The organism is Arthrobacter rhizosphaerae, from assembly GCF_023062595.1.
Lineage (GTDB): Bacteria > Actinomycetota > Actinomycetes > Actinomycetales > Micrococcaceae > Arthrobacter > Arthrobacter rhizosphaerae.
On the sequence record NZ_JALLAN010000003.1, the window covers coordinates 1 to 22,251 of the forward strand.

A 22,251-nucleotide genomic window follows, 5' to 3' on the forward strand; every position below is an offset into this window, starting at 1 on the left:
ACCTCCTGGTCGCCTCAGCGGTTGTCTAAGCAACTCCACTGTGCAACCGGAGGTCCTCACCCATGAGTCAACGACTCCAGCGAGTCACCACATTCACCCAACCAACGTCCCTGGGCAGTACAGCTAGGGGGCGGGTCGAAGGTGTGCTCTGGCATGGTCGGGTTCTCTCGTCGAAAGGAAAATCGGGTGGAGATGGATCAGGTCGGTGAGGGCGTAGGCGTAGGCGTAGAAGTCTCCGCGGTGGTGGGTGCGTCTGTTGCGCTGGAGGACGGTACCGGATCAGGTGTCGGCTCTGGGACACCGGTCGGCTCCGATGTTGCCGTCGGAGGTGCGGGGGAAGGAGTCGAAGGCGCGGGGCCAGGGTTTGGCGGACCTGTGTCTGTAGGAGCCGGCGCCGTTGGTTCCGGCGGTCCGGAGTGTCCGGGGCTGGTCGGGGCCGGGGCAACCGCTTCTGCACCGGAAGCGTCCGCCACATCGTCGTGTTCGCCGTCCACGCTGTGGAGGTGGGAACCACTGACCGGAACTGCCCAGTCAGGAAGTCCGGTGTCCGACGTCGTACTTCCGCTGTCCGGTGAGTAACTCACCATTTCGATGTTCGCTAGTTCGTCCACTTGCTTAATAGGAATCAACGCCCAGTTGAGCGGGTTTTCGTGGGATCCGTAGTGGATGGTTTCGAAATGCAGATGACAGCCTGTGGAGGACCCGGTGGTGCCTACCCTGGCGATGACTTCACCGACTTCCACCGAGTCGCCCGTTTTCGCAGCAATCGCTTCCAAATGGTTGTACGTGGTGATCAGGCCGTTCCCGTGATCGATTTCAATCCGGTTACCCCCTCCCCACTGGTGCCAGCCGACAGCACGGACAACACCGGCGTCGGCCGAATAGACCCTTGTCCCGCAAGGGGCTGCATAATCCTGCCCCCAGTGAAATTCCCCTGCCGCACCTGTCAGCGGACTGGTCCTCACCCCGAAGGGAGAACTCGGCACCAGGTTTTCCAGCGGGGCCATTAGGGAACCCGATGGTGGCCGTCGAAGCTGTGCGGAGGAAAGATTTAGAGAACCCTTGCCGTTCTTGGACACTGTCCGCACGCTCGAGCGGCCATAGGTCAATCGGGTACCTGGATCGGCAGTGACAACGGCGAGAGCAGCTGTGACGGAGTCCGCCTCTGCCCGCTGCGCAACACTGTGACCTTTTCCTGCAAGAGCGTCCCCGGCCCGCTCGATTGGGCTGGAGGGGCCATGGCCTCCGAGAGTCAGCACCGTCATGACCAATACCAGACCCCCCAGCGTGGCACGGACCATAGGCGCGGGATTTGCCTTCGGCTTGGTGGAAGCAGGTCCTTTGCACCGCACACGTACCGAGCGTACTGCCCGGTTCTGGTGCCTGGCGTGCCGTGGCTTGTCCCTTCGCGTGCCCTGATCGCCTGCGTCCATCAAGTCCTCGTTTCCCCCCACGGCTCAGCTTCTGCGTGCTGACCACTCACACTTTCAACAGGCATCAGCCTTTATCGTGACGGAGCGAAAGGCAGAGGTGCGGCCGGCAGCGCGGATGCATCGCACTGCCGGCCGCGGGATCCGAAAGCTTGGGGTAAACGGATCCGGTCCCGGGTCTCGGTCGAACCCCTCGACCCGGCACCCTTCTTCAACCGGCAAACTCGAGGATCCTGACGCGACCGGCAAATGTCGCGACGATCGCTGGACCAGGAATATGGCAGCTCTTGGTCCTCGTCAGGTTTTCGTTCTCCTGGATCCCGCCTCTAGTGGCGTAACCGCTTCCGTTTGCTCCCGATAAGGAACACGGCTCCACCGACGAGGAGAACCAGTCCGACCCCCAGGGGAAATGCGAACTGGGAAGCGCCGGTGTAGGCCAAAGCCTCCGGTTCCGTCGTTGGAGCTGCGGCGGACTCAGCTACTGGGGTGAGTGCCGGGGTGGACGGGCCGGCGCCTGCTGCAGAATTCTCCGGTTCCCGTTCGCGGTCGATCAGCGGAACAGCATTTACCACCGCATTGGACGGATTGGAGACGACGTCGTGGCCGTCGGCGGTTCCGCCATGGGCAACCGCCGTGTTCGTGATCGACCCCGACGTAAAGTCGGCCTCTGTAACTGTGTATTCGGCGGTGCAGGTGACCTCGGCCTTGGGCGCCAGAGCGGTGGCAGCGGCAGGGCAGGACACCAGGGGCGAGCCGCCGGTACCGGAGAATGCTGTCTCGGCGATGGTGATAGGGGCCAGGGTCACGTTGCTGGTGTTGGTGACGTTGAACGAGTAGTGCAGTGTCTGCCCGGCGCCGCTGATGGCTTTTTCAGCAACAGACTTGACCAGCGCCAGGGATCCTTCGAACGTGACAGTGGCTTTGCCCGGGGGGTTCAGGCCGGTAACGGCGACGTTGTCGGGTCCGTTGGTGTAGGCGCCGGTGGTAGGTGAGGTGACGTTCACGGTAACGGTGCAGGAGGCCATACCGTCGCTGAGGTCACCGGCCACGGCGATGGACGCACCGCCGTCGAGCGCTGTTACTTCGCCGCTGGGGCATGTGGTGGCGGCCGCTGCTGGGGATGCAAGGGTGAGACCTGCCGGTAGTTCGTCGGTGAATGACCAGCCGTTTTTCTCGGCGAGTTCTGAAGTATTCGTGACAGTGAAGGTCAGGGTGGATGTGCCGTTCAATGGAACATCCACCGGGCTGAAGGATTTATCCAGCTGCGGGGTGACGTCCAGGACCCTGATGTTGTCGAAGGCGTGGTCGTTGCCCGCGCGGTTGCCCAGGACGTTGCGCAGGACGATCTCGAACGAGTCACCCTTCAGGAACAGGGCGCTGTCGGCGATGTAGCTCCCTGCCCGTGCGGTGTTGTTACTGAAGAACCGGTCGATGAAATGAGGGGCTCCGTCCGCACAGACATCGATCGGCTGGTTGGAGAAGGCGTGCTCACCGGTGCTGTCCTTCAGATAGAACGCCAGTTGTGGATCTTCCACAAAGTCCGGCCACGCGTAGTCCCGTTTGCAGTTCAGTGCCGCGGCGTCCACGCCAAAGGTCACGAACCTGCCGGTCGCTGCGGGCAGGGTGATAGGGTCCGCGGTCTCAAATTCGACGGCGTTAGCCGGCCCGTCGCCTTCGGTGTAGGCGGATACGCCTGCGTTAGTGGCAGGATCTGCGGATCCGCCGACTACGCCAAGAACCTTCACCAGGTCCTTAGTCGCCTGGAAATGACCCGTCGCCTGGTCTGGGGTGAGGGCGTTGCAGTCGGTTCCATTGAACGGCGTACTGAAATCGACGACCATGCCGTTGCAGGCAGGTGCACTAAGCCAAAAGGGGTCAGCGCCATATGTCTCCCCTGTGGTCCCGGTGTAATTGTCCAAGCGGATATTGGAGCCGGCGGCGCGGTTCTCGAAGTCTTCCGTGAACACCACAACCGGGTTTCCAGGCGCGCCCGGCGTACCGGGAGCCGCAGAAGCGGCAGGCGCCGAGACGGAACCCAGAGTCGCCGTTAGCAACAGGCCCGCCGACAGGGCCAGAGCAGCCTTGGATCTTTTGGCGGCGGGGCGAGGAAGCGTGGAAGCAGCCCGGGGTTTCCGGGCAGAGTCGGTTCGTGATCTAAGCATCGGTGGGTGAACTTTCTTGTTTCCGGCACGACAATTTCGGATGAAGCTTGCCGCGTCTGAATGGGGAGGCTGCGTTTCACGTCTTGTGATCGTGATCGAAGCAACCGGCCGGGGAAGAACACCACGGCTTAATCAGGCTAGGTCTGCAATGTTCGACGATGATGCATTTTGGTGCCCGATGTTCGATTATTGAGGAGTTCTTGATGGAACCGTGAGCAACAGCCATCGTCTTACAGGTCAGCTTGTGTGGTTGTGCCGGTCCCCTCCCCTGTCTGGTCTATGGTCCTGACGCCACGAACGTAGACAACGTGGGGAACAGGGTTCAGCGTCAGCTGGAGCAAAGCCGCAGCCAGAGTCGCCGCTATGGTCAACCAGATAAACGCGTTGTACACCGGGGTCCCAGGGCTGATCGGGCAGAGGACGGGATGACATCGTTTGCCCTATCGGTATCTGGTGGCAGTGGATGGTCTATCCGGTCACGGTTCCGGCCGGGGGCGGGTTTCCTGTGAAAAGGCTCAGAGTCTGGTCCGGGTCCGTCATCATCGGAGCCAGCGCTGGTTGGTCTTGTATGAGAAACCTTCACACCACGACAACACAGACTCCCCACATCCCTGCCGGGTGCGTGGTTTTGGACCACAGGGAATTCCACCGGCTCAAGGAGAGCTGGGCAAAGCTGGTCTCCGATTCCGGGCACGGGACCAAAGATTTTGATCCGGTGGTTTTCCTGCAGCGCACGGGGGCATTGATCGCAGCCGTCGAAGATGTCATCACCGATGCCGAAACACCGGAACACCGGCAGGGCATGGACCGGGCGTCCTAAAACGGACGGAGCAGGGCCCGGATTCCTTGGGCTTTCCCTGGGAGTTCCTGGGAGGACTCGGCCTTCCCGTAAGCGACACGGCGTAGTGCCTCTTCCATCGACAATGGCACTTCCACCGCGTTCTTCCGCTTGTATGCCCGAGCGGTCAGCCGTGCCGAGGCATGAAGTTTGATGATCCGTACGGCGGCGGCAGCAAGGACCCCGGTGGCCATGAACAGGAAAGTGGCCAGGGCTACGATGGCTGCACCTGTGAGGAAGACCAGGAGCACACCGGCGTAGGCGAGGTGGTGGGTATCGATCATGGTCTGGCCTTCCCTGGGTGTCTCCGGTACTGCCCGGTCGCGATGAGAATTATGCTGACGGACTCGAGGACCTCTCCGGTGAGCGCAAGGGTCTTCACCGGGTCGAACGGCCCGGCCAAGGCCTGCCGGTAGTGGGCGTAACAGGTGGCGAGGTCCTCCAGCAGCTCCCCGTCAACATCCACCACCTCCCCGGGAGACTCCGGGGTTGCAGCGCGGGGGCGCCCGCCTTGGTCAGTACTTGAACTCATCGCTTGCCTGCCTCTTCCAAAGCAGGTTCCGGTTGTGTTGTTTGTTGGGTTTGGAGTTCGAAGGCGGCGCGTAGCCCGGCACGGGCCCGGATCAGCAGCGCGGAAACAGCGTTTGGCTCGATCCCCAGCAGCGGGGCTATCTCGCGGGGGCGGGCGCCCATCACTTCGGCGTGCCACAGCACGGTCCGCCACCGCTCCGGCAGGGTCCGCATCGCCGCGGCGACGTGCTCGTGCTCGAACACGTGCAGCACTGTTTCCAGGGCCGGGTCCTCGACCGCGTGCGGTTCGAACTCCTCATACGTGGTGAGGCGTTCCTTGGAGCGCTTCTTCCACAACGTGTTCGCTACTGACCTCACACAGGTGCTCAGGTACGGGGCGAAGCTGTCCCGGGGTCCGTAACCGTTCCGGATCGCGCTGACGGCGTTGGCGAACGCCTCCTGAAGGACATCCTCGGCGTCCTCGATCCGGCTCATCAGGGACCTGGCGAACTTCAGCCCCTGCCCCCGGTGCCGCTGATACAACGCAGCCATCGCCGCCGGATCGCCGGCCCGCACCGCATCGATCAGGTCCGTCTCCGCCTTGTCCGTTCCGGTCTCCCCCGCCACCGGCTCCCCCATTGTCCCCACTGCTTTCGTCCCATCTCTGGCTCCGCATTCTGTGAGCGATGAACATCGCCCTGCTCCCTATACGCCAAGAGGGCGCGTTTTATGACGCGAAAACAAAACCGACGAGTACAACAGCAGCGGCCGCGGCCGTGCAGCCATCCAGGATTGCGCGCTCGGGTCTAGTCCGTCGAGCGCCTCGTAGCTAAGGAGCCTCTGTGGCGGGTACACCAAGCCGTATTAGGTGTTCTCGGGATGGAATTCGAGCCAGTGGACCCACGACTCTGAGGACCACCAAATCAGTACAGAAGCAGGCCAAATGGCCTATCCCTGTTCCTAGCCGATACCGACGGGGATCCGGTCGACTTTGCGGCGAGGGGCAGAAATCTTCCCTCCTTGTCTGGCAGGGCCCACAGCCGTTCGGGTAGAGCAAGGCGCGCTTTTAGGCATCGGCATGTTGGTGGTTTTTGGTGTGGGCGAGGCGGTAGGAGTCGGTGCTGGTTTTCGATGATGGTGCCTTTGAAGGTCAGCCTGTCGACGATGGCCGCGCAGAGGCGCGGGTCGGTGAAGGTTTTGGTCCAGCCGGAGAATGATTCGTTGGTGGCAATTGCGGCTGATGCTTTTTCTTCGCGTTCGGTGAGGACCTGGAAGAGGAACACCACCACCTTCGCCCACGATCAGGCAGGCCGGACCACCGGTGAAACCAACCCCGCCGGGAACACCTGGACCTACGACTACGACGGACGCGGCCTGCTCACGAAACAGCACGACGCGAACTGGAACGCCACCACCAGCACCTACACCCCCACACACCGGGCTTCGCCAAGCCCGGGCTAGCCTCGGACGGTGACCCAGAATATCGGCACGACCGTCGAATGAGAGGCTGTCGCCGACGCGCTGTCCATCAGCTCGGAACGTTGCCTTGGGCGGCTTCGCTTACAGGTTTCCGGGTCCTAACCCACTGTCATTGGTTGGGGTGCCGCGGTGGGGGGTGCCTGAACAGGCCGCTTCATCCTCTTGCGGCGGATGTCTTGGCTGATCGCGGCTCCAATGTCGGCGCTGCGGCGTACGAGTGCTGGAAGGCCGAAGATGAAGAAGAACGCGCCTCTGGTGAGGTCGCCCAGTGCGTAGACGCGCTCAGGTTCGGTGGATCCGAGGATGGCGCCTGTGTCCGCGGCAATCTCGATGCCGCCCTGGCTGTGTCCTCGCGCCAGGCCATGGCCGACGGCGCTTTCCACCAATCCCTGCACTCCTGGGTGGACGCCGTAGGTTGCAGGTGTTATGGCGTTCACCATGATGTCGACATGTTCAATGGTGGAACCGAGGTGAACGTCGAAGCCGTCTTGGGCGGGAACGACGGACTGCAGGCCACCTCTGCAGCTTGCCTGACCGGATTCGAGCATTCCCAGCAGCTTCTCCGCGTTTACCCGCGGCATGGGACAGCAGCGGCTCGTGATGTTCCGCAGCATGGAGGACGTGATGACCTGTTGTTTGTCGTGGGGGTTGAGCGCGTGCCAGATATCGCCCCAGATGAAGGGGACGGACTTTTGGAAGATAAAGGTCCCCATGTCTTCGCTGCCGTGGGGGTGTTCAAGTTGCCATCGCAGCCATTCCAATGGTTCGTCTACCTGGGGCGGCGGGAAGAGGCCTTTGGCGTCGCCTCCCCAGGCCTGGACCTCCAGGTCAAAGAGTTGTTCGAGATCCGTGAGGCGAAGCCCGTCTGTCGGACTCGAAATATCCAAGATCCGGTCATGTGTCAGGTGCTCGGCGGTCCAGTCCGGCCCGGGTCGGCGCACGAGCGGTAAGGTGCCCGATCGTGAATACAGCCTCACGGGTCCGGCATGGCCGAGGGCTTTGAGGGACAGGGCGACGTCGACGGCGGTCAGGCCGCTTCCGAGAACCCCTACCTCAGCGTCCGGAGGGATCTCCCGGAGCCGTTCGCGGGCGGGGTACGGATCTGCAATGTATCCCTCGGATGACGCGAGGTTGAAAGGGTCGCTGAGTACGCTGCCGCCTGCGCACAGAATGACGTAGTCATGCTCGTCACGCCGACCCCTGCTGCCGACTGTGTATCCGGATGCACCGTTCGGTTCCAATGAGGTGGCCTTCTCCTGCACAAACTCGACATGCCAGCCCCGCCGCCGCATGCCCTGGACGAGATCATCTGCGTGCTCCGCGATGTAGCGTCCGTAAAGGGCACGAGGGAAGAAATCAGTTGCTCCTCCGTGCTGGTCGAGTAGACCCTTACGCTCGAGCCAGCGCTGGGCGTGGCTGCTGTCGCCGTGCCGCAGCGACATGGCCGGTACTGGAACGTTGGCGATGACCCAGTCGCCGTCGGCCTGGAACACACGGCCCACCCAAGGTTCATCGGTGGGGTCATAAAGGGTAAGGCTGATGTTCGTCTCGCAGCCGAGCGCCTGCTCGATACTGTCCAGCATGCAGGCCCCCGCTGCACCCAGCCCAATGATAGCTATTCTCATGTGATTGTCCCCTCCGGTTACATGCCTCCTCCCCTACGACCGGAGACCGAACGTTTCGTGACGCGACGGCTGATTCGATTGGGCCAGATCCATGCTGGCATCGAGCGGAACAGCTGCTGAAGGCCTGCTGGGAAATTTCCGTTCCAGGATCGGCGGCAGCACTTCTGCACAGAGACGCAGCTAAACCCGTTCCCAAAATGAACGTTTTTCTCTCCGCCCCTCAACGGGTAGTTAACAGGCGAAGAAGGCTTGCGCAACAATGTTTGCAAAGCTGCCTCCTGGTGTTTGGCGGGGGCGAGGATGTGGTGGAGTGAAGGCAGATCCCGCCCCTGCGCCTGTCATCAGGCCTTTTCCCGTTAGAGATCATGACTCAACAACTCGCCGACCAGCAGGCAAGAATCCAGGCTGTCCCCGCTTCCGGAACGCATGCACCCGCCAGCCGGAAGCGCTGGTCGGGAAGGGCTCGGCGGGACTTCTTCATCTTCCTCGCCCTTGCCCTTCCAAACCTGTTGCTCATCGCTGTGTTCACCTACCTGCCGCTCATAAACAACATCTATTACTCCACGCTGGACTGGACGCTCGGATCGGCCACGGCCACTGTCGTCGGGCTGGAAAATTACATTACGTTTTTCACCAGCGCCGACGCCGTGAAAGTGCTCGGAACGACAGCGGCGTTCACTGCCGTCACCGTAGGTGGATCCATGGCGTTAGGCCTTCTCGTAGCGCTTGCGTTGAACTCCAAGGTCCGGGGCACCACCTTTGCCCGATCAGCGGTGTTTGCGCCGTATGTGCTGTCCGGCGTAGGCGTGGGACTGGTCTGGTTGTTCATTTTCGATCCCGGATACGGCGTTCTCGCCTGGATTCTGCGTGGCCTTGGCCAGCAGAGCCCGCAGTGGGTCAACGATCCCCAGCTTTCCCTGGTGATGGTGATAGTGGTGTATGTCTGGAAGAACCTCGGTTACTGCGCCGTGGTTTTCCTGGCCGGATTGCAGTCCCTCCCCCAGGACGTCATGGAGGCAGCGTCCTTGGATGGCGCCAGCAGCTTCCGCCGTTTTCTCAGCATGGCTATGCCGCTCCTCTCCCCCACCACCTTTTTCCTTCTGATCACCACCATGCTCAGCTCGCTGCAGGCCTTTGACCTCATCAGGATCATGACACCGCTCGGCAATGGCACCAGCACCCTGATCTATGAGGCCTACCTGCAGGCGTTTGGCGCCTACAACCGTGCCGGATACTCCGCAGCTATCTCGGTGGTTCTCTTCGCCATCCTGCTGATCATCACAGTGGTGCAGTTGCGATTCGTCGAGAGGAAGGTCCACTACTCGTGAGCACACTCGTCCCCGTGGACCTGCAGCCGGAAGTTTCAACGTCCGACGCCGTCCCTCCCCGTGAGCGCGCGTTCTCCCTTTCGAATCTGGTCCGGACCGTGGTGGCTGGCTACTTGCCGCTGACAATTGCAGTCCTTGTTGTGTTCCTGCCGTTGCTATGGATGGTGCTGAGTTCCTTTAAGCAACCCGGCGAAATCGTCACGCTGGATTTGAGGATGCTTCCAGCCGACTTGTACCCGGAGAACTACCGGACGGCAATGACCACGGTGCCATTCGGGCAGTTTTTCCTTAACAGCACCATCGTGACCATCGTGGGATCAGCCATCAAGGTGATCCTGGCCATCTTCACAGCCTATGCCTTGGTGTTTGTGCGCTTTCCCTTCAAAAACGTCATCTTCGTGCTGATCCTCGTGGCCCTGATGGTTCCGGCACAGGTGTCCATCCTTCCCAACTACGTCCTGATCGCCGGGATGGGAGGGAAAAACACCCTGTGGGGCATCATCCTGCCCGGCCTGGGAACCGCCTTCGGCACATTCCTTCTGCGGCAGCATTTCCTCACCTTGCCGGGATCCATCCTGGAATCCGCAGAGATCGACGGTGCAGGGCATTGGCGCAGAATCTGGCAGATAGTGGTGCCCGTTTCCGTTCCCTCAATTGCGACAGTTGCCCTGGTAACCGTAGTGAGCGAATGGAACGACTACATCTGGCCGCTCATCATCACAGACAAACCGGACAGCATGACACTTCCGGTCGGACTGACCCTCCTGCAGAACTCCGAGGGCAACGGAGCCGGCTGGGGAATCATGATGGCCGGCGCCGTCCTGGTAATCATCCCCATCCTTGTCATCTTCGCCATGCTCCAGCGCTACATCGTTGCTGGCCTGACCCAAGGCAGCGTCACCGGTTAGCGGCCGCAGAGGCACCGGCGTCGAACCTTCCACCATCCACACCCGACCATCCCGACCCAGGCACCAACCGAAAGGCACCACCATGAGCTTGATACTTGACCGGCGGCTCTTCCTTACTCTTGCCAGTGCCGGGGCCGGGGCCGTGGCCCTGTCAGCCTGCGGCGGGCCGACAACCACTACCGGATCGGTGGCGACAACAGCCGCTGACATCGACTTCAGTGGTGTCAAACCTGCAGCTTCCATCGACTTCTGGTCCAACCACCCCGGGAAGTCCCAGGATGTCGAAAAAAGCATCATCGACAAGTTCCACGCCAAGTACCCGGACATCAAGGTGAACCTGGTGACAGCCGGCGCCAACTACGAGGAGATCGCACAGAAGTTCCAAACTGCACAGGCTGCCAAGTCCGGCCTTCCCTCACTGGTAGTGCTCTCGGATGTCTGGTGGTTCCGCTATTACCTGAACGAGAGCATCATTCCACTCGACTCCCTCGTCGAGCAGCTTGGCGTCAAGCTGGCCGACTTCCGCGCATCCCTGGTGGACGACTACAAGTACGCAGGCAAGCAGTGGGCCCTCCCGTATGGCCGCTCCACCCCGCTGTTCTACTACAACAGGGACCACTTCGCTGCAGCAGGGCTGCCAGACCGCGCGCCAAAGACGTGGCAGGAATTCGCGGGATGGGCCCCGAAGCTCAAAGCGGCCTCCGGCGCCCAGTACGCTTTCATGCACCCCGCCCTGGCCGGGTACGCCGGTTGGACCCTGCAGAACAACCTCTGGGGCGAGGGCGGCTCCTGGTCCAAGGATTGGGACATCACCTGTGATTCGGCAGAATCGGTGGCAGCGCTGCAGGCCGCCCAGGACTCGGTCTACAAGGATGGCTGGGCCGGCGTCTCTTCCAAGGAATCCGCAGACGACTTCGCCGCTGGCCTGGCTTCGGCAACCCTGTCCTCCACCGGCTCGCTGATCGGCATCCTCAAGTCCGCCTCTTTCAATGTCGGCGTCGGCTTCCTGCCTGGCGGGTCCAAGGCGGAGACCGGAGTCTGCCCCACTGGCGGGGCCGGCCTGGGAATTCCGAGCGGTGTAACCAAAGAAGAGCAGCTCGCCGCAGCGATGTTCCTGCAGTTCATGACCGAGCCCGAAAACACGGCGGCCTTCTCGGCGGCCACCGGCTACATGCCTACACGAATGTCGGCGGACATGGCCACGGTTCTAGCCAAGACGCCGCAGATCAAGACGGCCATGGACCAGCTTGCCGTCACCCATGTCCAGGACAATGCCCGGGTGTTCCTGCCCGGCGCTGACCAGGAAATGGCCAAGGCCGCCGCGAAAATCCTCACCCAGCAAGGTGATGTCCAAGCCACAATGACAGAGCTCAAAGCAACGCTCGAGCGTATCTACACCAAGGACGTCCAGCCCAGGCTTAAGGCGTAGCTTCTCCCACTGAGCAGCGCCAACTGTCGTTTTGAGGTTAAAAGCGACAGTTGGCGTTCTTCGTTTCCTGTGCAGCTGCCCTTCGGCAGCCTCACCTGACCTTTCGCCACAACAGGCCGAGTCATCACGAATTGCCCGCGTCCCCGTCAAATATCCGTGCAGGCCAAGAGATACTTGTCTCTGGTCGTGGGGCCGTTTGGGCCCGATGCAGATTCCTAGGGGGAACAATGATTGAACTACTGATCGGCGGGGGCGTTCTCGTCCTGCTGCTCATTGCAGGTTTCATGTACTACGTCATGAGTATTCGATTTGCTAAGCCGAACGAGGCAATGCTCATCACGGGCAAGAGTGACCCGAACCCCACGGAAGACATGTCCGAGGACCAGTCCCGCGTCGTGATCAACAACCGGGCCTTCGTGAATCCGATCACGGAACGCGTCAGCCACATCTCGCTGTCCTCGCGTCAGGTCGAAGTAACCATTGAAGCAATCTCCAATAACGGCATCCAACTCCGGCTGGCCGGCGTTGCACAGGTTAAGGTCGGCGGCGACAAGGCCTCAGTCCGCAAGGCAGCCCAGCGCTTCCTTGACCAACAGGACGCCATCGATCACTACACGCAGGAAACCCTCTCCGGTTCGCTGCGTTCCATCGTTGGTACGCTCAGCGTTGACGCGATCATCAAGGACCGCGCCCAGTTCGCTGCTTCCGTCAAGGAAGAGGCCGAACACTCGATGACCAATCAGGGTCTGGTAATCGACACGTTCCAGATCAAGTCCGTCGAGGACTCCAGCGGCTACCTCAAGAACCTTGGCCGTCCTGAGGCTGCTCTTGTGGCTCGCAACGCTAGTATCGCTGAAGCGAACTCCCAGCGTGAAGCTGCGGAGGCAAAGGCACTCGCGGACCAGAAGACTGCTGAGGCTGAGCAGAAGCTGGCTCTCCGCCGTGCTGAACTCAAGCAGGAAACGGACGCCCGCCAAGCAGAAGCTGATGCGGCCGGTCCGCTGGCACAGGCCGAACAACAGCAGGCAATCATCCTGAAAAACCAGCAGGTGGTTGCACGTCAGGCTGAGCTCCGCGAAAAGGAATTGGACATTGAGGTCCGCAAGCCTGCAGACGCTGCCAAGTACAAAGTTGAAACGGAAGCAGCGGCTGATCTTGCACGCCGCACACGCATCTCCGAAGCCACCAAGGTCGAAGCGGCTGCCGAACTCGAAACGCGCAAGCTGAAAGCAACCGGTAACGAGGTCGAAGCCCTGGCTCTGGCAGCGGCAAACACCGCCAAGGGCAATGCCGAGACCGAGATCAACAAGATCCGTGGCCTTGCTGAGGCAGAGGTCATCAAGTCCAAGGGTGTTGCTGAAGCCGATGTCATTGGGCTTCGCGGTAAGGCCGAGGCAGGGGCCATCGAGGCTCAGGCCAAGGCGTACAGCGAATTCAACGAGGCCGCCATCCTGAACAAGGTCCTGGAGGTGTTGCCGGGCATCGCCAAGGAGATCGCTGCACCGATGGGGGCCATCAGCAACATGACGGTCATCTCCAACGACGGCGCAAGCCAGTTGAGCAAAAATGTTTCCTCGGGCGTACAGGAGACCGCACAGATGCTCAAGGACACCACGGGCTTCGACGTCATCGAGATGCTCTCCGGCTTCGGCAAATCACGTCCGGCACCAAAAACCAACGGTGCCGTAGACGAACCAGCGCGAACCGCCGTCGTCACCGACACGGCGAAGGACAACTAACTCCGTCTAAACAGGAGCACGACGCCGGGCAGGCTAGCCGCGCTGCCCGGCGTCGTCGTCGTCGGCTCCCGTAAGTTTCTGTTCAGAGACCACGGTGACCGCCAACTGTTCCAGAGAGCGGAGTACGGTACCCGTCCGCCGCATTGCCAGCACGGGATCCACAGGCTTCGGCGTCTGAGTTACTTCCAGATAAGCGGCCCAGGCTCCCGTGAGATTCTCGAATTCCCGGCGGCCGACAGAGACAGTGAGACGCCCTCCTGATTCTCCAGGCATGTGCCACTCCTCAATGATCCGATCAGTACTTGGCCTCGGCGGCTCGATGTGCGGCCCTCCGCGGGGAACGGACCGGCGTCCACCCCATTATTGCGCCGTGCATTGGCCACAGTACTAGGGCGCCGCTAAATAAGCCATACGACCGGTATGCTTTTGCCCACCAGCCCGCTACGGAAGGGGAACCATGCGCGTTGCCGGCGGGAGGCCCGACGGCGGTTTGCCGGCGTCCCTTGAACGTTCGGTATCGTTCAGCAGCACCGTGCAACGGGAGTTGGTGCACCGTTGGGGCCTTTCCGAGGTCTTCATGACTGACATCCACAGAGTGGGCGACGGCCGTTATATCGCGGGTGCGCAATGGCCGCGGTTGCACACCTTCTACCATCCGCTTCCCCGGGTGTACGACTCGGCATTGATCGTGGAATCGCTGCGGCAGGCTACGATCCTCACAGCTCATTCGATGGAGGGCGTGCCACTCGGTCAGGTCTTCCTCTTACCGGAGATGGCCGTTCACGCCCTCGACGGGCACTCGCGCGATCCTGGTACTCCGACAAACGTTCATATCAGCATTGAGATCGACGTCCTGCAACGGACTCCTCGCGGACCCGCCAAACTGCACGTCCGCGCACGGTTTTATGTGAACGGCAACTGTATAGCGAGAGGGACGGCGGGAGCTCGAATGGTGGAACCGTCCACCTACGCCCGGATGCGGCTTGGATCCGAAACAGGAGGTTCGCCCAGGCCTACTGTCCCTTTGCGGCCGGAGCAGGTGGGCCACCGGCACTCCGGTCATGTGGTTATCGGCGAGGGCACAGATGGTGGTACATGGCCGCTGCATGTCGATGAGACAAATCCCATCATGTTTGACCATCCACTGGACCACGTCCCGGGCGTACTTCTGGTGGAAGGCGTACGCCAGGCGCTCCGGGCGGAAACGAGGATGCCTGACCTGGATTTTGTGAGCTTCGACGCCTCATTCCTGAAGATCGTTGAACTCAGCGACAACCCTGAGGTTTCAATCTGCCTCGGTAAAAGCCATCATGGCCGCACCCAAGCCACGGCCGAAATCAGAGTCGACGCTGAAGTTTGCATGGTGGTGAGGTGTGAGTTTGAGCCTAGGGCTGAGAGTTCAGACCGGGCTCTGGATCCTGGATACTTGCGCGGACCAGCTTCAGGAACTCATCCCGTTTCGACTCTGGCACCAGTGCGGGCAGCAGGATCGACCACATGTCCTCAATCCGCTCGAGCACATCCGCGCGTTCCGTGAGAATCGTGGACAGCATCTGCACTCCGGTAAAGGACGCCACAAGGTACCGGGCGAAGGCAGCGGCGTCCACTAGTTCTTTGATTTCGCCTTTTGCCTGGCCCTGCCGGGTCAAGCTCTCCATAGTGCGAATCCAGTCGTGGTAGGGCTCGGTGACCTGCTGTCCGAAAGCGGAGGCTTCAAGAGTCAATCGCACGCCGGCACGCACTACGGGTTCCCTGACCAGCTGCCTGCCGAGACTTCCACAGATCATGATCATGATGGACAAAGCATCTCTTCCGCTCAACGCCGCTCGCCGGGCGTCTTCAGTCACCAGGGCATGCTGGGCTTGGATAACTGCAAGGGCAAGGTCTCCCTTGGAACAGAAGTGAAAGTACAGAGCCCCCTTTGTCACGCCTGCCCGCTCAGCGACCGCGCTCAGACTCGCACTGCCGTAGCCTACTTCTTCGAAGACAGCAGCGGCCCCGGCCAGTATGGAACCCTTCGTGACTCTGGCGCGTTCCTGCACAGGCATATATACGATCCCTCGCTAATTGGGTGTGCCACAAAACTACGGCCGTCCTCTACAAGACCAAGGACTGTCCCTGCCTGGCAGAGCGCATCATGAGACAAGGTTCGCGGAAACCAACAGTTCTACTCACCGGCGCATCCGGATTCATCGGCCGGAACATCGCTAAAGCCGTCATCGCCCGCGGCGAAACCGACCTTCGGATCCTGGTACGTCCGACGACTCTCCTCCCGGAGAGCGGTAAAGCCAGCATATACGTCGGTGACATCACGGACGGCGACAGCCTCAACACCGCGACGGCTGGAGCCGACACAATTGTTAACGCTGCCACCTACACTGGCACGGACGCCGTCACAGCCACTCAAGTCAACGTCGATGGCACCCGCAATCTTCTCGAGGCCGCCGCGCGAAATGGGGTCTCGCGTTTCGTACAAATCAGTACCACTGCCGTTTATGGAATTGGCCCGCACCGTGGAGCGGGCACTTCCCTGCCCCATGCGCCCGCGTCTATGGCCAGCCGCTCCCGGGCGTCCGCTGAACGACTGGTCCTGGAGGCCGGAGGCAGCGTCATTCGGACTGGACTGGTTTACGGCCCTGGAGACGAATGGTTTATCCCGGGCCTGATTCGCATGGCCAACATCCTGGGTGGACCTGTTGGTGACGGCACCTCAAAACTCTCAGTGATCGACGTCGGACAGCTTGGCGGGCTGATCGCAGCGTTGGTTGGCCCGCGCTTCGCCGCCGAGGTCTCAGGGCCATTTCACGCCGCCGAACCAGAACCCGTGAGTGTGGCTCGCCTACTGCTCCACATCCAAGACAAAATCGCCGGGCCGCGGTGGTCAGCCTCAACGGACTTTGAAATGTCCCCCACCATCCTTCTCCAAGGCGGATTCACCAGCCATCAGGCCGCCCTGCTCTCACAGGACCACTGGTATGAGTCGGACCGGCTGTGGGCCCTCACCGGCCTGAGTCCGACGGCCTTCACGATTTCGGCGGAAGCGGCGTTCTGGTACCGGCACTTCGCCGCAAGCTGGCTGCGGGAGCAACCGGAATAAGCCGCTCGCCTTTGATGGCCTGACGGCGTCCCGCGTCACGATTGCCCGTGCCGGCGGTCATTACAGGTGTCCGGGCACCGGTTTTTTGACCGTCTCCCGCATGCATGAATCCGCCGAGGATCTCGTAGTACGCCGGCGGATGGGGATTCTGGCGGTGCAAGCACTGCTGGATTCCGGCGGCCGGTTGTGAAGCAGTCCGCAACCGGCCGCACCCAGCCAGCACAGACACTGAATGAAGGATAGTTTTCATGGCAACAAAGATAGTGACCGAATTTATCGATGATCTGGACGGAACCACGGCAGATCGAACCGTGTCCTTCAGGATCGATGGGACTGAATACGATATCGACCTCTCGGCCGCGAATGCCGCTGCATTGAGGCAACTCCTTGCGCCCTACATGAGCGCCGGCCGAAAAGTAACTGGCAAGGGCCGGCGGACAATTAGTCCCACCCGCCTAGCCGGGCCCTCCCCGTCCAACCCGTCCAGCATCCGTGAATGGGCTGAACGGAATGGATATTCAACCGGCAGCCGGGGAAGGCTGCCCTTTGAGATTTTGGAAGCCCACGAACTGGCCACTGCCTAAAGCGGGACCTAAGAGGCTGCCCCGTCACGTGCAGCACAGAAGAACCTGCGGAGACAATGAGCACCGGAGTATTTGCAAACGCCTAGGCTACTCTTGGGGCGGCGGATTTGTTGCCCGTTGGCACTCTTCAAATAGCAGGTTCGCATAGGCCTCCCGGAGTCCGGCCCGCGCCCGTCTGACTAGAGCGGACACCGCGTTGGGTTTGATGCCCAGGGCAGGTCCGATCCTTCGAGGCGGCTCCTGCAGGACGTCGGCATACCAGAGTGCGGTCTGCCACCGGGCAGGCAAGGACTGCAGAGCCCTCAGGACCCGTTCGTTGCCATCCCGCTCGAAAACGCGGTGCAGCCTGTCGTCGTCTGTTGGCCCCTGCGTTGCGTCCAACACACCGGCCTCCACCGGCACTTCCCTGGAATTCTTGTTCCACCACTCAGCGGCACAGCTCTTGATTGCAGTGAAGAGGTAGCCCAGAAAATTCTCATGCGGGCCGTTTCCGTTAGCCACCGCACTGATGGTCTTGGCGAAGGCCTCTTGTACAAGATCTTTCGCGTCATGCTCAGTTCGTACCAGTCCCCGGGCAAAAGCCAATGCATCGGCGGCGTGTCGCCGATACAACACCTCTGCCGCATCCTTGCTCCCGGCCCTCAACGCCGTGAGCAGTGCCGGGTCCCCCCTCTCAGCTGCAGGAAGCCATGGTTCGCCTGAAGTCCCCTGTAAAGCCAAGCTGGTTCGTTCCATTCGTCATTGGTGCAGGCCGGACGCCAAGTACCCAGGTACTTAGATCCAAGGAACGGTCATTCGTGACGGGGGTGAGTTCACAGGTCCATATGCTGGACAGCCCCATTCAGCATTGTGCTCATTTGTGCAAACATTTCGCCCTATGCACCTGGACTCCGGAATCAGTTCAAAATTCTCCGCCGCGTCACGATTCACTACTTGGAGGGTCAATCAGGGCATGAATGAAGAACACCTCCAGCTGATGAACGTCCAGGATGCAACCGCAGTGCTCGCCACGGTGGGAGCCCGACAATTCGGACAGCTGAAGCACGAATGGTCAGAATACTGTTCCATTACAGACCCGCGTAACGGGCCCATAGATCCTGTGGCGGCCCTTCACCGTACAGGAGCTCTCCTCCACGCTGTCGGTGATGTAATTGTTTCCGCTAAATCCTCCAATCAGGGCCCCTCATAGGGCCGCGCGCCCCTTGGCGCCATCCTCTCTTAGGTCCAACCCGCTCCCGCCTGAGGCAGGCATAATGCTGGGCCATGCCGCCGTTTCCGCTTCCGCTAAGGAGACCAGGTGAGCACGCCCCGGTTGACCATGACAGCTGACTTTTCCGCTGAAAGGTTCGAGAGGATACTTGAGTTGCAGAGGCAGGCCACCTACCCCCTCGACCCTGTTGCTGCGGTCCGCGCCCAGTCCCAACTCGCCCACGTTGAAGTTCCCTGGCTGGCCGGCCAACTGCAGGATACGTTGATCCGGCTGAATCAATTGTCAGGCGAAGGATGACCTCGAATTTGGTTTCATCTGAAACACCAGCGCCGTCATGAAATGCCGGCATCGCAGTTAGATAGCTGTGCAGGAGTCGGTTACGCAGCCCTCTTCCGGCGGTAAGTCCCCCTTACCGCCGATTGCACTGCACTAACGTGGAGTAGCCCAGTTGCTCCGCAGGGGCGGGTGGTATCCGCAAACCTTGAGACGTGATCGGACACCACCTGCCCCATCTTAAGCACTCGCCTCGGAAGCATCGCCGGCGAGTGGGCTCCATAGAAGAGTTGCAGCAAAGGCCAGTCGAAGGGCTGTCAGCGCCTCGTGAAGGTCGGCTGAAACAGCTCCGACCCATCTGCAGAAGTGATCCGGCATCGTTCGGAGTCAAGCCCTGGATGTCGGAGTACCAGTCATTGGATGACGTGCGGCGTCAGATTTGGGCGCAATGCTGGGCGTCCTCACCAGCGGTTCCGGCCAGCCTGGTTCCTGACTCCAGCGTGTTCATCAACTGCTCCACAGCCCGGAGAACACCGCCCGTCCGTTGCATTGCCAGGACCGGGTCTACGGCTTCGAGGCTCTTGGTCGCCTGGAGATAAGCCGCCCAAGCACCCGCGAGTTCTTCGAACTCCCGACGGCCCACCGACAAGGTGAGCCGCTCTCCTGATTCGCCAGGCATGCCTATTCCCCTCAATTGATACGTATGCTTATTAATCCCCAATGCTACGGGGTTTGAAGCGCCGGCCCCTCAATGGAAGGCCCAGGCACCCCTATGACCTTCAGAATCATTTATTGGTTACCTTATAACTTGAGGTGCCCGGGCTTCCATGGTGGCCGTTCCTAAATGCTGAAACACAAATCAAAAATGATGGGGCAGTCTGGTTCAGGTTGAGGCTCATGAGGCGCAACGGTCGGGGTTGGAGTTGGCGTCGCGGACGATGTCACTGTTGGAGTCGGCGTCGCTGCCGGGGTCGGTGTAGGAGTCGACGTCGGCGTTGGTGTACGACTTGGAGTCGGTGTGGCCGGTGGGGAAGCGTTAGCGGTGGTCACCGGTGTCGGAATTGAGGTGGGAGAAGCCGCCTGCCTGGCAGGAACAGCTCCTGCAGCAGTGCGAGGACTGGTAGCTCTTACTGACGGCCAGGGGTCGAGGCGTACCGTTCCGGGGAAGCCCCCCGTGTCAGGTTCAGGTTCAGGAAAGAGGTCTTCAGCCGAGTAGCCCGGGCCAGGATGAGCCTGCTCTTCCATTGGCATAGATTCAGGGGTTGGAGCCGCTGTGTTGATGCTTGCGGGCGGCAGTGCTGGGCTGGCAGGAATTGCTCGGCTCAACTCTGTTCCATGCGGGGGCGGGGCCGCGCTCGGCCCGCTGCTGACGAGACCACCCGCTACTGCGACTGCGGCCACTGTTCCTGCCGCCAGGGCCACTACGCCCGCAGCAGCCGCCGTTCCTGTCCAACGAGGAGGGAGATGGTCTTGCAGAGAGAACCGGGCTCCGCCCAGGACAGGGACGAGGAGAACAAAAGGTGCAACGATGCCCCGCATTGTCGCTCCGACGTCGGTCAGCTGAGCGATGACTTTGGCGCAGTCTTCGCAGTCGCGGGCGTGTTCATTCACCTTCCGCCGATCACGGGCAGAGCTGGTGCCGAGCACCGTAGCTGCAAGGTAGGGAAAAGTTGGTTCGCAGTCTGACCGCAGAGGGGCTTCGACGTAGGCACTGAGATAGGCCTCACGAAGACCTTTTCTGGCACGTAAGAGCAGGGCTGAAACGGCCCCTGGTTCCATGCCAAGAATAGGCGCGATTTTGCGCGGTGGTTCCCGTTCCACTTCCGCATGCCAGAGGACGGTCATCCATCGCAACGGGAGTGACTGGAACGCCTTCATTACTAATTCGGGATTATCCCGATGCAATACGGAGGCCAGTGAGGCGTCTTCCACCGGCGTATCACCGGTATTATCTGTCGGTGTCTCCTTGGCCTGCCCCTCCCAATGATCAGCAGCTGCCGTGCGCACTGCCCTCAAAAAGTAGGGCCTGAATGCAGTCTCTGGACCGTTGCCACGTTCCATGGCCGCGACAACCTTGAGGAATGCTTCCTGGGTTACGTCGTCAGCGTCGGCCTTGTTGCCCATAAGCCGCCGCGCGAACTTTAGACCGGCGTCGTGATGCCTGTTGTAGAGAACCTCTAAGGCAGTGCGATCGCCGTCGCGGCTGGACCGGATGAGATCCTCGTCGGCAACTTGCGCTATTTCATGCACTGTCCTGGCACCGCCTATCGCTTCTTTCGGCCGTCGGATTGGGGAGAGGGTTCCGCTCCCTCCGACATCCGGCTAATCCTTAACCCTCTCTTTCCGGAATCGTGACGGCGATGCCGGATCCGGTTTCGAAACGCCACCCGATGAGGCCATCGCACGAGCAGCACCGCAGGATGAATGTGAAGCTTTAGGGCAGGACTGTTGATCCGAGTACGCATTTGACGTCGGTGGTGAGTTTGCCGAGTTTGGTGTTGACGGTCCAGTCGATGGCTTTGCCGGTTTCGGCGTCTTTGATGTTTTTTGTTTCCTTGGCCAGGACTGAGGATGTTTTCGGGTCCACCCAGCTGACGGAGATTTCGATGCTGCCTTTGACGTTCTCGGGCAGGGTCACTGTTCCGGCGGCGGTGACGTCGCCTTCTTTGGTGTCGCAGGAGGTCATGGTGGTGCTGTTGATGATGCCGGTGCCAGGGTTGGAGGGTTTCAGTTCGCCTGTGGCTTCCTGGGTGGTGACGGCGCCGGCGGACGCGGAGGCAGGGGCCTGGTCTGTTTGGGACGGGGTGCAGCCGGTCAGGGCCAGTCCGAGGATGATCACGGGGATGGCTGTGAGAATCATTCGTTTCATGAGACGTGTTTTCCGGTTCGTAGTGGGATGACGTTTGGGGGGAGACAGTGTTGGGCCCGCAGGATCAGATTTGATCCTGCGGGCCCAACCCTTTTATCTAGTGGCTGTGACGCCTTCTCTTACCGGCGAGGAGGAAGATCCCTCCACCAAGCAGGAGCAGCAGACCGATCGGCAACCCGAGGAGCCATGCTCCGGTGTTAGCGAGGCTCCCGGTGTCCGCCAGCGGAGCCGGCGGAACTGTTGCCGGCGGTGTTGTTGCCGGTACTGTCACCACCGGTACGGGCGGGAGTTCAACGATAGCCAGCGCCGGGGCTGGCGGCCGGGGCCGATTGCCCCCTGCATCCTCACCAATGGGCAGGGCGCTGTTGATGACCTGTCCGGCGTCGATGTCTGCCTGGGTGATCGGATACGTTGCCGTCGCGGTCACGGTCTGGCCTGGCAGGAGGGTCCCTGCGGTTCCAGGCCAGGTGTAAACCAGTGCCGAGAGGCCGGCGAGCTGATCAGCGATCGCGACGTTGGTCAGCGTCACGTTCCCGGTGTTCTGGGACGTGAAGGAGTACGTGATCACATCCCCTACCAGGGCCGGGTTTCCAACAGCTGAGTAGTCAGCTGTCTTGGTAATGGACTGACCCAGTGTTGGCGGGATGTCGGTGTCGGTTGTTGCCGGCGGCGGGGGTGTGATGCCCGGGACTCCCGGCGGGACCTCGGCGGTGGGCAGGGCGCTGTTGGCGACGTGTCCGGCGTCGATGTCTGCCTGGGTGATCGGATNC

At 61.1% G+C, this 22,251-nt stretch carries 23 protein-coding genes and 2 pseudogenes; 11 read left to right on the plus strand and 14 right to left on the minus strand.

Going from position 1 to position 22,251, the window contains the following annotated elements:
- Positions 1-197: 197 nt before the first annotated feature.
- Positions 198-1,265 carry a M23 family metallopeptidase gene (locus tag MU551_RS04875; RefSeq protein ID WP_247041137.1) on the minus strand — a complete coding sequence of 356 codons (1,068 nt, stop codon included), beginning with the start codon at positions 1,263-1,265 and terminating at the stop codon, positions 198-200.
- A gap of 491 nt (positions 1,266-1,756) precedes the next feature.
- The gene (locus tag MU551_RS04880; RefSeq protein ID WP_247041138.1) at positions 1,757-3,592 is read right to left on the minus strand and encodes a CLIPPER-2 domain-containing protein; all 1,836 of its coding nucleotides are present in this window, start codon (positions 3,590-3,592) and stop codon (positions 1,757-1,759) included.
- A gap of 568 nt (positions 3,593-4,160) precedes the next feature.
- Between MU551_RS04880 and MU551_RS04885 the strand changes: the two genes are divergently transcribed.
- A complete protein-coding gene (locus MU551_RS04885) occupies positions 4,161-4,412 on the plus strand; it encodes a hypothetical protein (protein WP_247041139.1) in 252 nt (83 codons plus the stop codon).
- Here the strand turns inward: MU551_RS04885 and MU551_RS04890 are convergent.
- The 4 genes and pseudogenes from MU551_RS04890 to MU551_RS04910 form a co-directional block, all read right to left on the minus strand.
- Complete coding sequence (locus tag MU551_RS04890) at positions 4,409-4,714, minus strand: hypothetical protein (RefSeq protein WP_247041140.1); 306 nt, start codon at positions 4,712-4,714, stop codon at positions 4,409-4,411. The two genes, MU551_RS04885 and MU551_RS04890, sit on opposite strands and share 4 nt — an antisense overlap.
- The gene (locus MU551_RS04895; RefSeq protein ID WP_247041141.1) at positions 4,711-4,962 is read right to left on the minus strand and encodes a hypothetical protein; all 252 of its coding nucleotides are present in this window, start codon (positions 4,960-4,962) and stop codon (positions 4,711-4,713) included. The genes MU551_RS04890 and MU551_RS04895 overlap by 4 nt, the downstream gene beginning before the upstream one ends.
- Positions 4,959-5,579: an RNA polymerase sigma factor gene (locus MU551_RS04900; RefSeq protein WP_247041142.1), complete on the minus strand. Its 621-nt coding sequence runs from the start codon at positions 5,577-5,579 to the stop codon at positions 4,959-4,961. Before MU551_RS04900 ends, MU551_RS04895 begins: the two co-directional genes overlap by 4 nt.
- A 427-nt stretch (positions 5,580-6,006) precedes the next feature.
- Positions 6,007-6,217: pseudogene (locus MU551_RS04910) on the minus strand (ATP-binding protein); the annotation flags it as partial.
- Here MU551_RS04910 and MU551_RS04915 point away from each other — a divergent pair.
- A complete protein-coding gene (locus MU551_RS04915; protein WP_247041144.1) occupies positions 6,201-6,401 on the plus strand; it encodes an RHS repeat domain-containing protein in 201 nt (66 codons plus the stop codon). The pseudogene MU551_RS04910 and the gene MU551_RS04915 overlap by 17 nt on opposite strands.
- A gap of 116 nt (positions 6,402-6,517) precedes the next feature.
- On the opposite strand, the gene MU551_RS04920 is transcribed toward MU551_RS04915, so the two are convergent.
- Positions 6,518-8,044: an FAD/NAD(P)-binding protein gene (locus tag MU551_RS04920; protein ID WP_247041145.1), complete on the minus strand. Its 1,527-nt coding sequence runs from the start codon at positions 8,042-8,044 to the stop codon at positions 6,518-6,520.
- 365 nt (positions 8,045-8,409) lie between these two features.
- On the opposite strand from MU551_RS04920, the gene MU551_RS04925 reads away from it, so the two are divergent.
- From MU551_RS04925 to MU551_RS04940, 4 genes are all read left to right on the plus strand, one after another.
- A complete protein-coding gene (locus tag MU551_RS04925; protein ID WP_247041146.1) occupies positions 8,410-9,372 on the plus strand; it encodes a carbohydrate ABC transporter permease in 963 nt (320 codons plus the stop codon).
- A complete protein-coding gene (locus tag MU551_RS04930) occupies positions 9,369-10,280 on the plus strand; it encodes a carbohydrate ABC transporter permease (RefSeq protein WP_372489794.1) in 912 nt (303 codons plus the stop codon). The genes MU551_RS04925 and MU551_RS04930 overlap by 4 nt, the downstream gene beginning before the upstream one ends.
- A gap of 82 nt (positions 10,281-10,362) precedes the next feature.
- The gene (locus MU551_RS04935; RefSeq protein WP_247041147.1) at positions 10,363-11,709 is read left to right on the plus strand and encodes an ABC transporter substrate-binding protein; all 1,347 of its coding nucleotides are present in this window, start codon (positions 10,363-10,365) and stop codon (positions 11,707-11,709) included.
- Between the two features lie 227 nt (positions 11,710-11,936).
- On the plus strand, positions 11,937-13,448 hold the full coding sequence (locus tag MU551_RS04940) for a flotillin family protein (RefSeq protein ID WP_247041148.1): 1,512 nt from the start codon (positions 11,937-11,939) through the stop codon (positions 13,446-13,448).
- Between the two features lie 33 nt (positions 13,449-13,481).
- Here the strand turns inward: MU551_RS04940 and MU551_RS04945 are convergent, their stop codons facing one another.
- Positions 13,482-13,721, minus strand: coding sequence for a hypothetical protein (locus MU551_RS04945; RefSeq protein WP_247041149.1), 240 nt, complete (start codon positions 13,719-13,721; stop codon positions 13,482-13,484).
- Positions 13,722-13,905: 184 nt separating this feature from the next.
- On the opposite strand from MU551_RS04945, the pseudogene MU551_RS23590 reads away from it, so the two are divergent.
- Positions 13,906-14,772 (plus strand): annotated as a pseudogene (locus MU551_RS23590) (ScbA/BarX family gamma-butyrolactone biosynthesis protein); the annotation flags it as partial.
- 61 nt (positions 14,773-14,833) lie between these two features.
- Here the strand turns inward: MU551_RS23590 and MU551_RS04950 are convergent.
- Positions 14,834-15,496, minus strand: a complete 663-nt coding sequence (locus MU551_RS04950; protein ID WP_247041151.1) for a ScbR family autoregulator-binding transcription factor — start codon at positions 15,494-15,496, stop codon at positions 14,834-14,836.
- Between the two features lie 89 nt (positions 15,497-15,585).
- Here MU551_RS04950 and MU551_RS04955 point away from each other — a divergent pair, with 89 nt between their 5' ends.
- Together MU551_RS04955 and MU551_RS04960 are read left to right on the plus strand one after the other, a co-directional pair.
- Positions 15,586-16,545 (plus strand): NAD-dependent epimerase/dehydratase family protein, encoded by a 960-nt coding sequence (locus MU551_RS04955; protein WP_247041153.1) that lies wholly within the window; start codon positions 15,586-15,588, stop codon positions 16,543-16,545.
- 248 nt (positions 16,546-16,793) lie between these two features.
- Positions 16,794-17,129, plus strand: coding sequence for a histone-like nucleoid-structuring protein Lsr2 (locus MU551_RS04960; protein ID WP_247041155.1), 336 nt, complete (start codon positions 16,794-16,796; stop codon positions 17,127-17,129).
- Between the two features lie 87 nt (positions 17,130-17,216).
- Here MU551_RS04960 and MU551_RS04965 read toward each other — a convergent pair whose 3' ends face one another.
- Positions 17,217-17,864, minus strand: coding sequence for an RNA polymerase sigma factor (locus tag MU551_RS04965; RefSeq protein WP_247041157.1), 648 nt, complete (start codon positions 17,862-17,864; stop codon positions 17,217-17,219).
- A 217-nt stretch (positions 17,865-18,081) separates the two neighbouring features.
- On the opposite strand from MU551_RS04965, the gene MU551_RS04970 reads away from it, so the two are divergent.
- Both MU551_RS04970 and MU551_RS04975 read left to right on the plus strand, forming a co-directional pair.
- Positions 18,082-18,318 (plus strand): hypothetical protein, encoded by a 237-nt coding sequence (locus tag MU551_RS04970; RefSeq protein ID WP_247041159.1) that lies wholly within the window; start codon positions 18,082-18,084, stop codon positions 18,316-18,318.
- Positions 18,319-18,426: 108 nt separating this feature from the next.
- Positions 18,427-18,636 (plus strand): hypothetical protein, encoded by a 210-nt coding sequence (locus MU551_RS04975; protein WP_247041161.1) that lies wholly within the window; start codon positions 18,427-18,429, stop codon positions 18,634-18,636.
- Positions 18,637-19,045: 409 nt separating this feature from the next.
- Here the strand turns inward: MU551_RS04975 and MU551_RS04980 are convergent, their stop codons facing one another.
- The 4 genes from MU551_RS04980 to MU551_RS04995 all read right to left on the minus strand — a co-directional run bounded on the left by MU551_RS04980 (position 19,046) and on the right by MU551_RS04995 (position 22,049).
- Entirely contained in the window at positions 19,046-19,291 is a 246-nt protein-coding gene (locus tag MU551_RS04980) for a hypothetical protein (protein ID WP_247041163.1), read from the minus strand.
- 161 nt (positions 19,292-19,452) lie between these two features.
- Complete coding sequence (locus MU551_RS04985) at positions 19,453-20,862, minus strand: RNA polymerase sigma factor (RefSeq protein WP_247041165.1); 1,410 nt, start codon at positions 20,860-20,862, stop codon at positions 19,453-19,455.
- 184 nt (positions 20,863-21,046) lie between these two features.
- The gene (locus MU551_RS04990) at positions 21,047-21,481 is read right to left on the minus strand and encodes a hypothetical protein (RefSeq protein ID WP_247041167.1); all 435 of its coding nucleotides are present in this window, start codon (positions 21,479-21,481) and stop codon (positions 21,047-21,049) included.
- Between the two features lie 97 nt (positions 21,482-21,578).
- Positions 21,579-22,049, minus strand: a complete 471-nt coding sequence (locus MU551_RS04995; protein ID WP_443629177.1) for a CLIPPER-2 domain-containing protein — start codon at positions 22,047-22,049, stop codon at positions 21,579-21,581.
- Between the last annotated feature and the right edge of the window lie 202 nt (positions 22,050-22,251).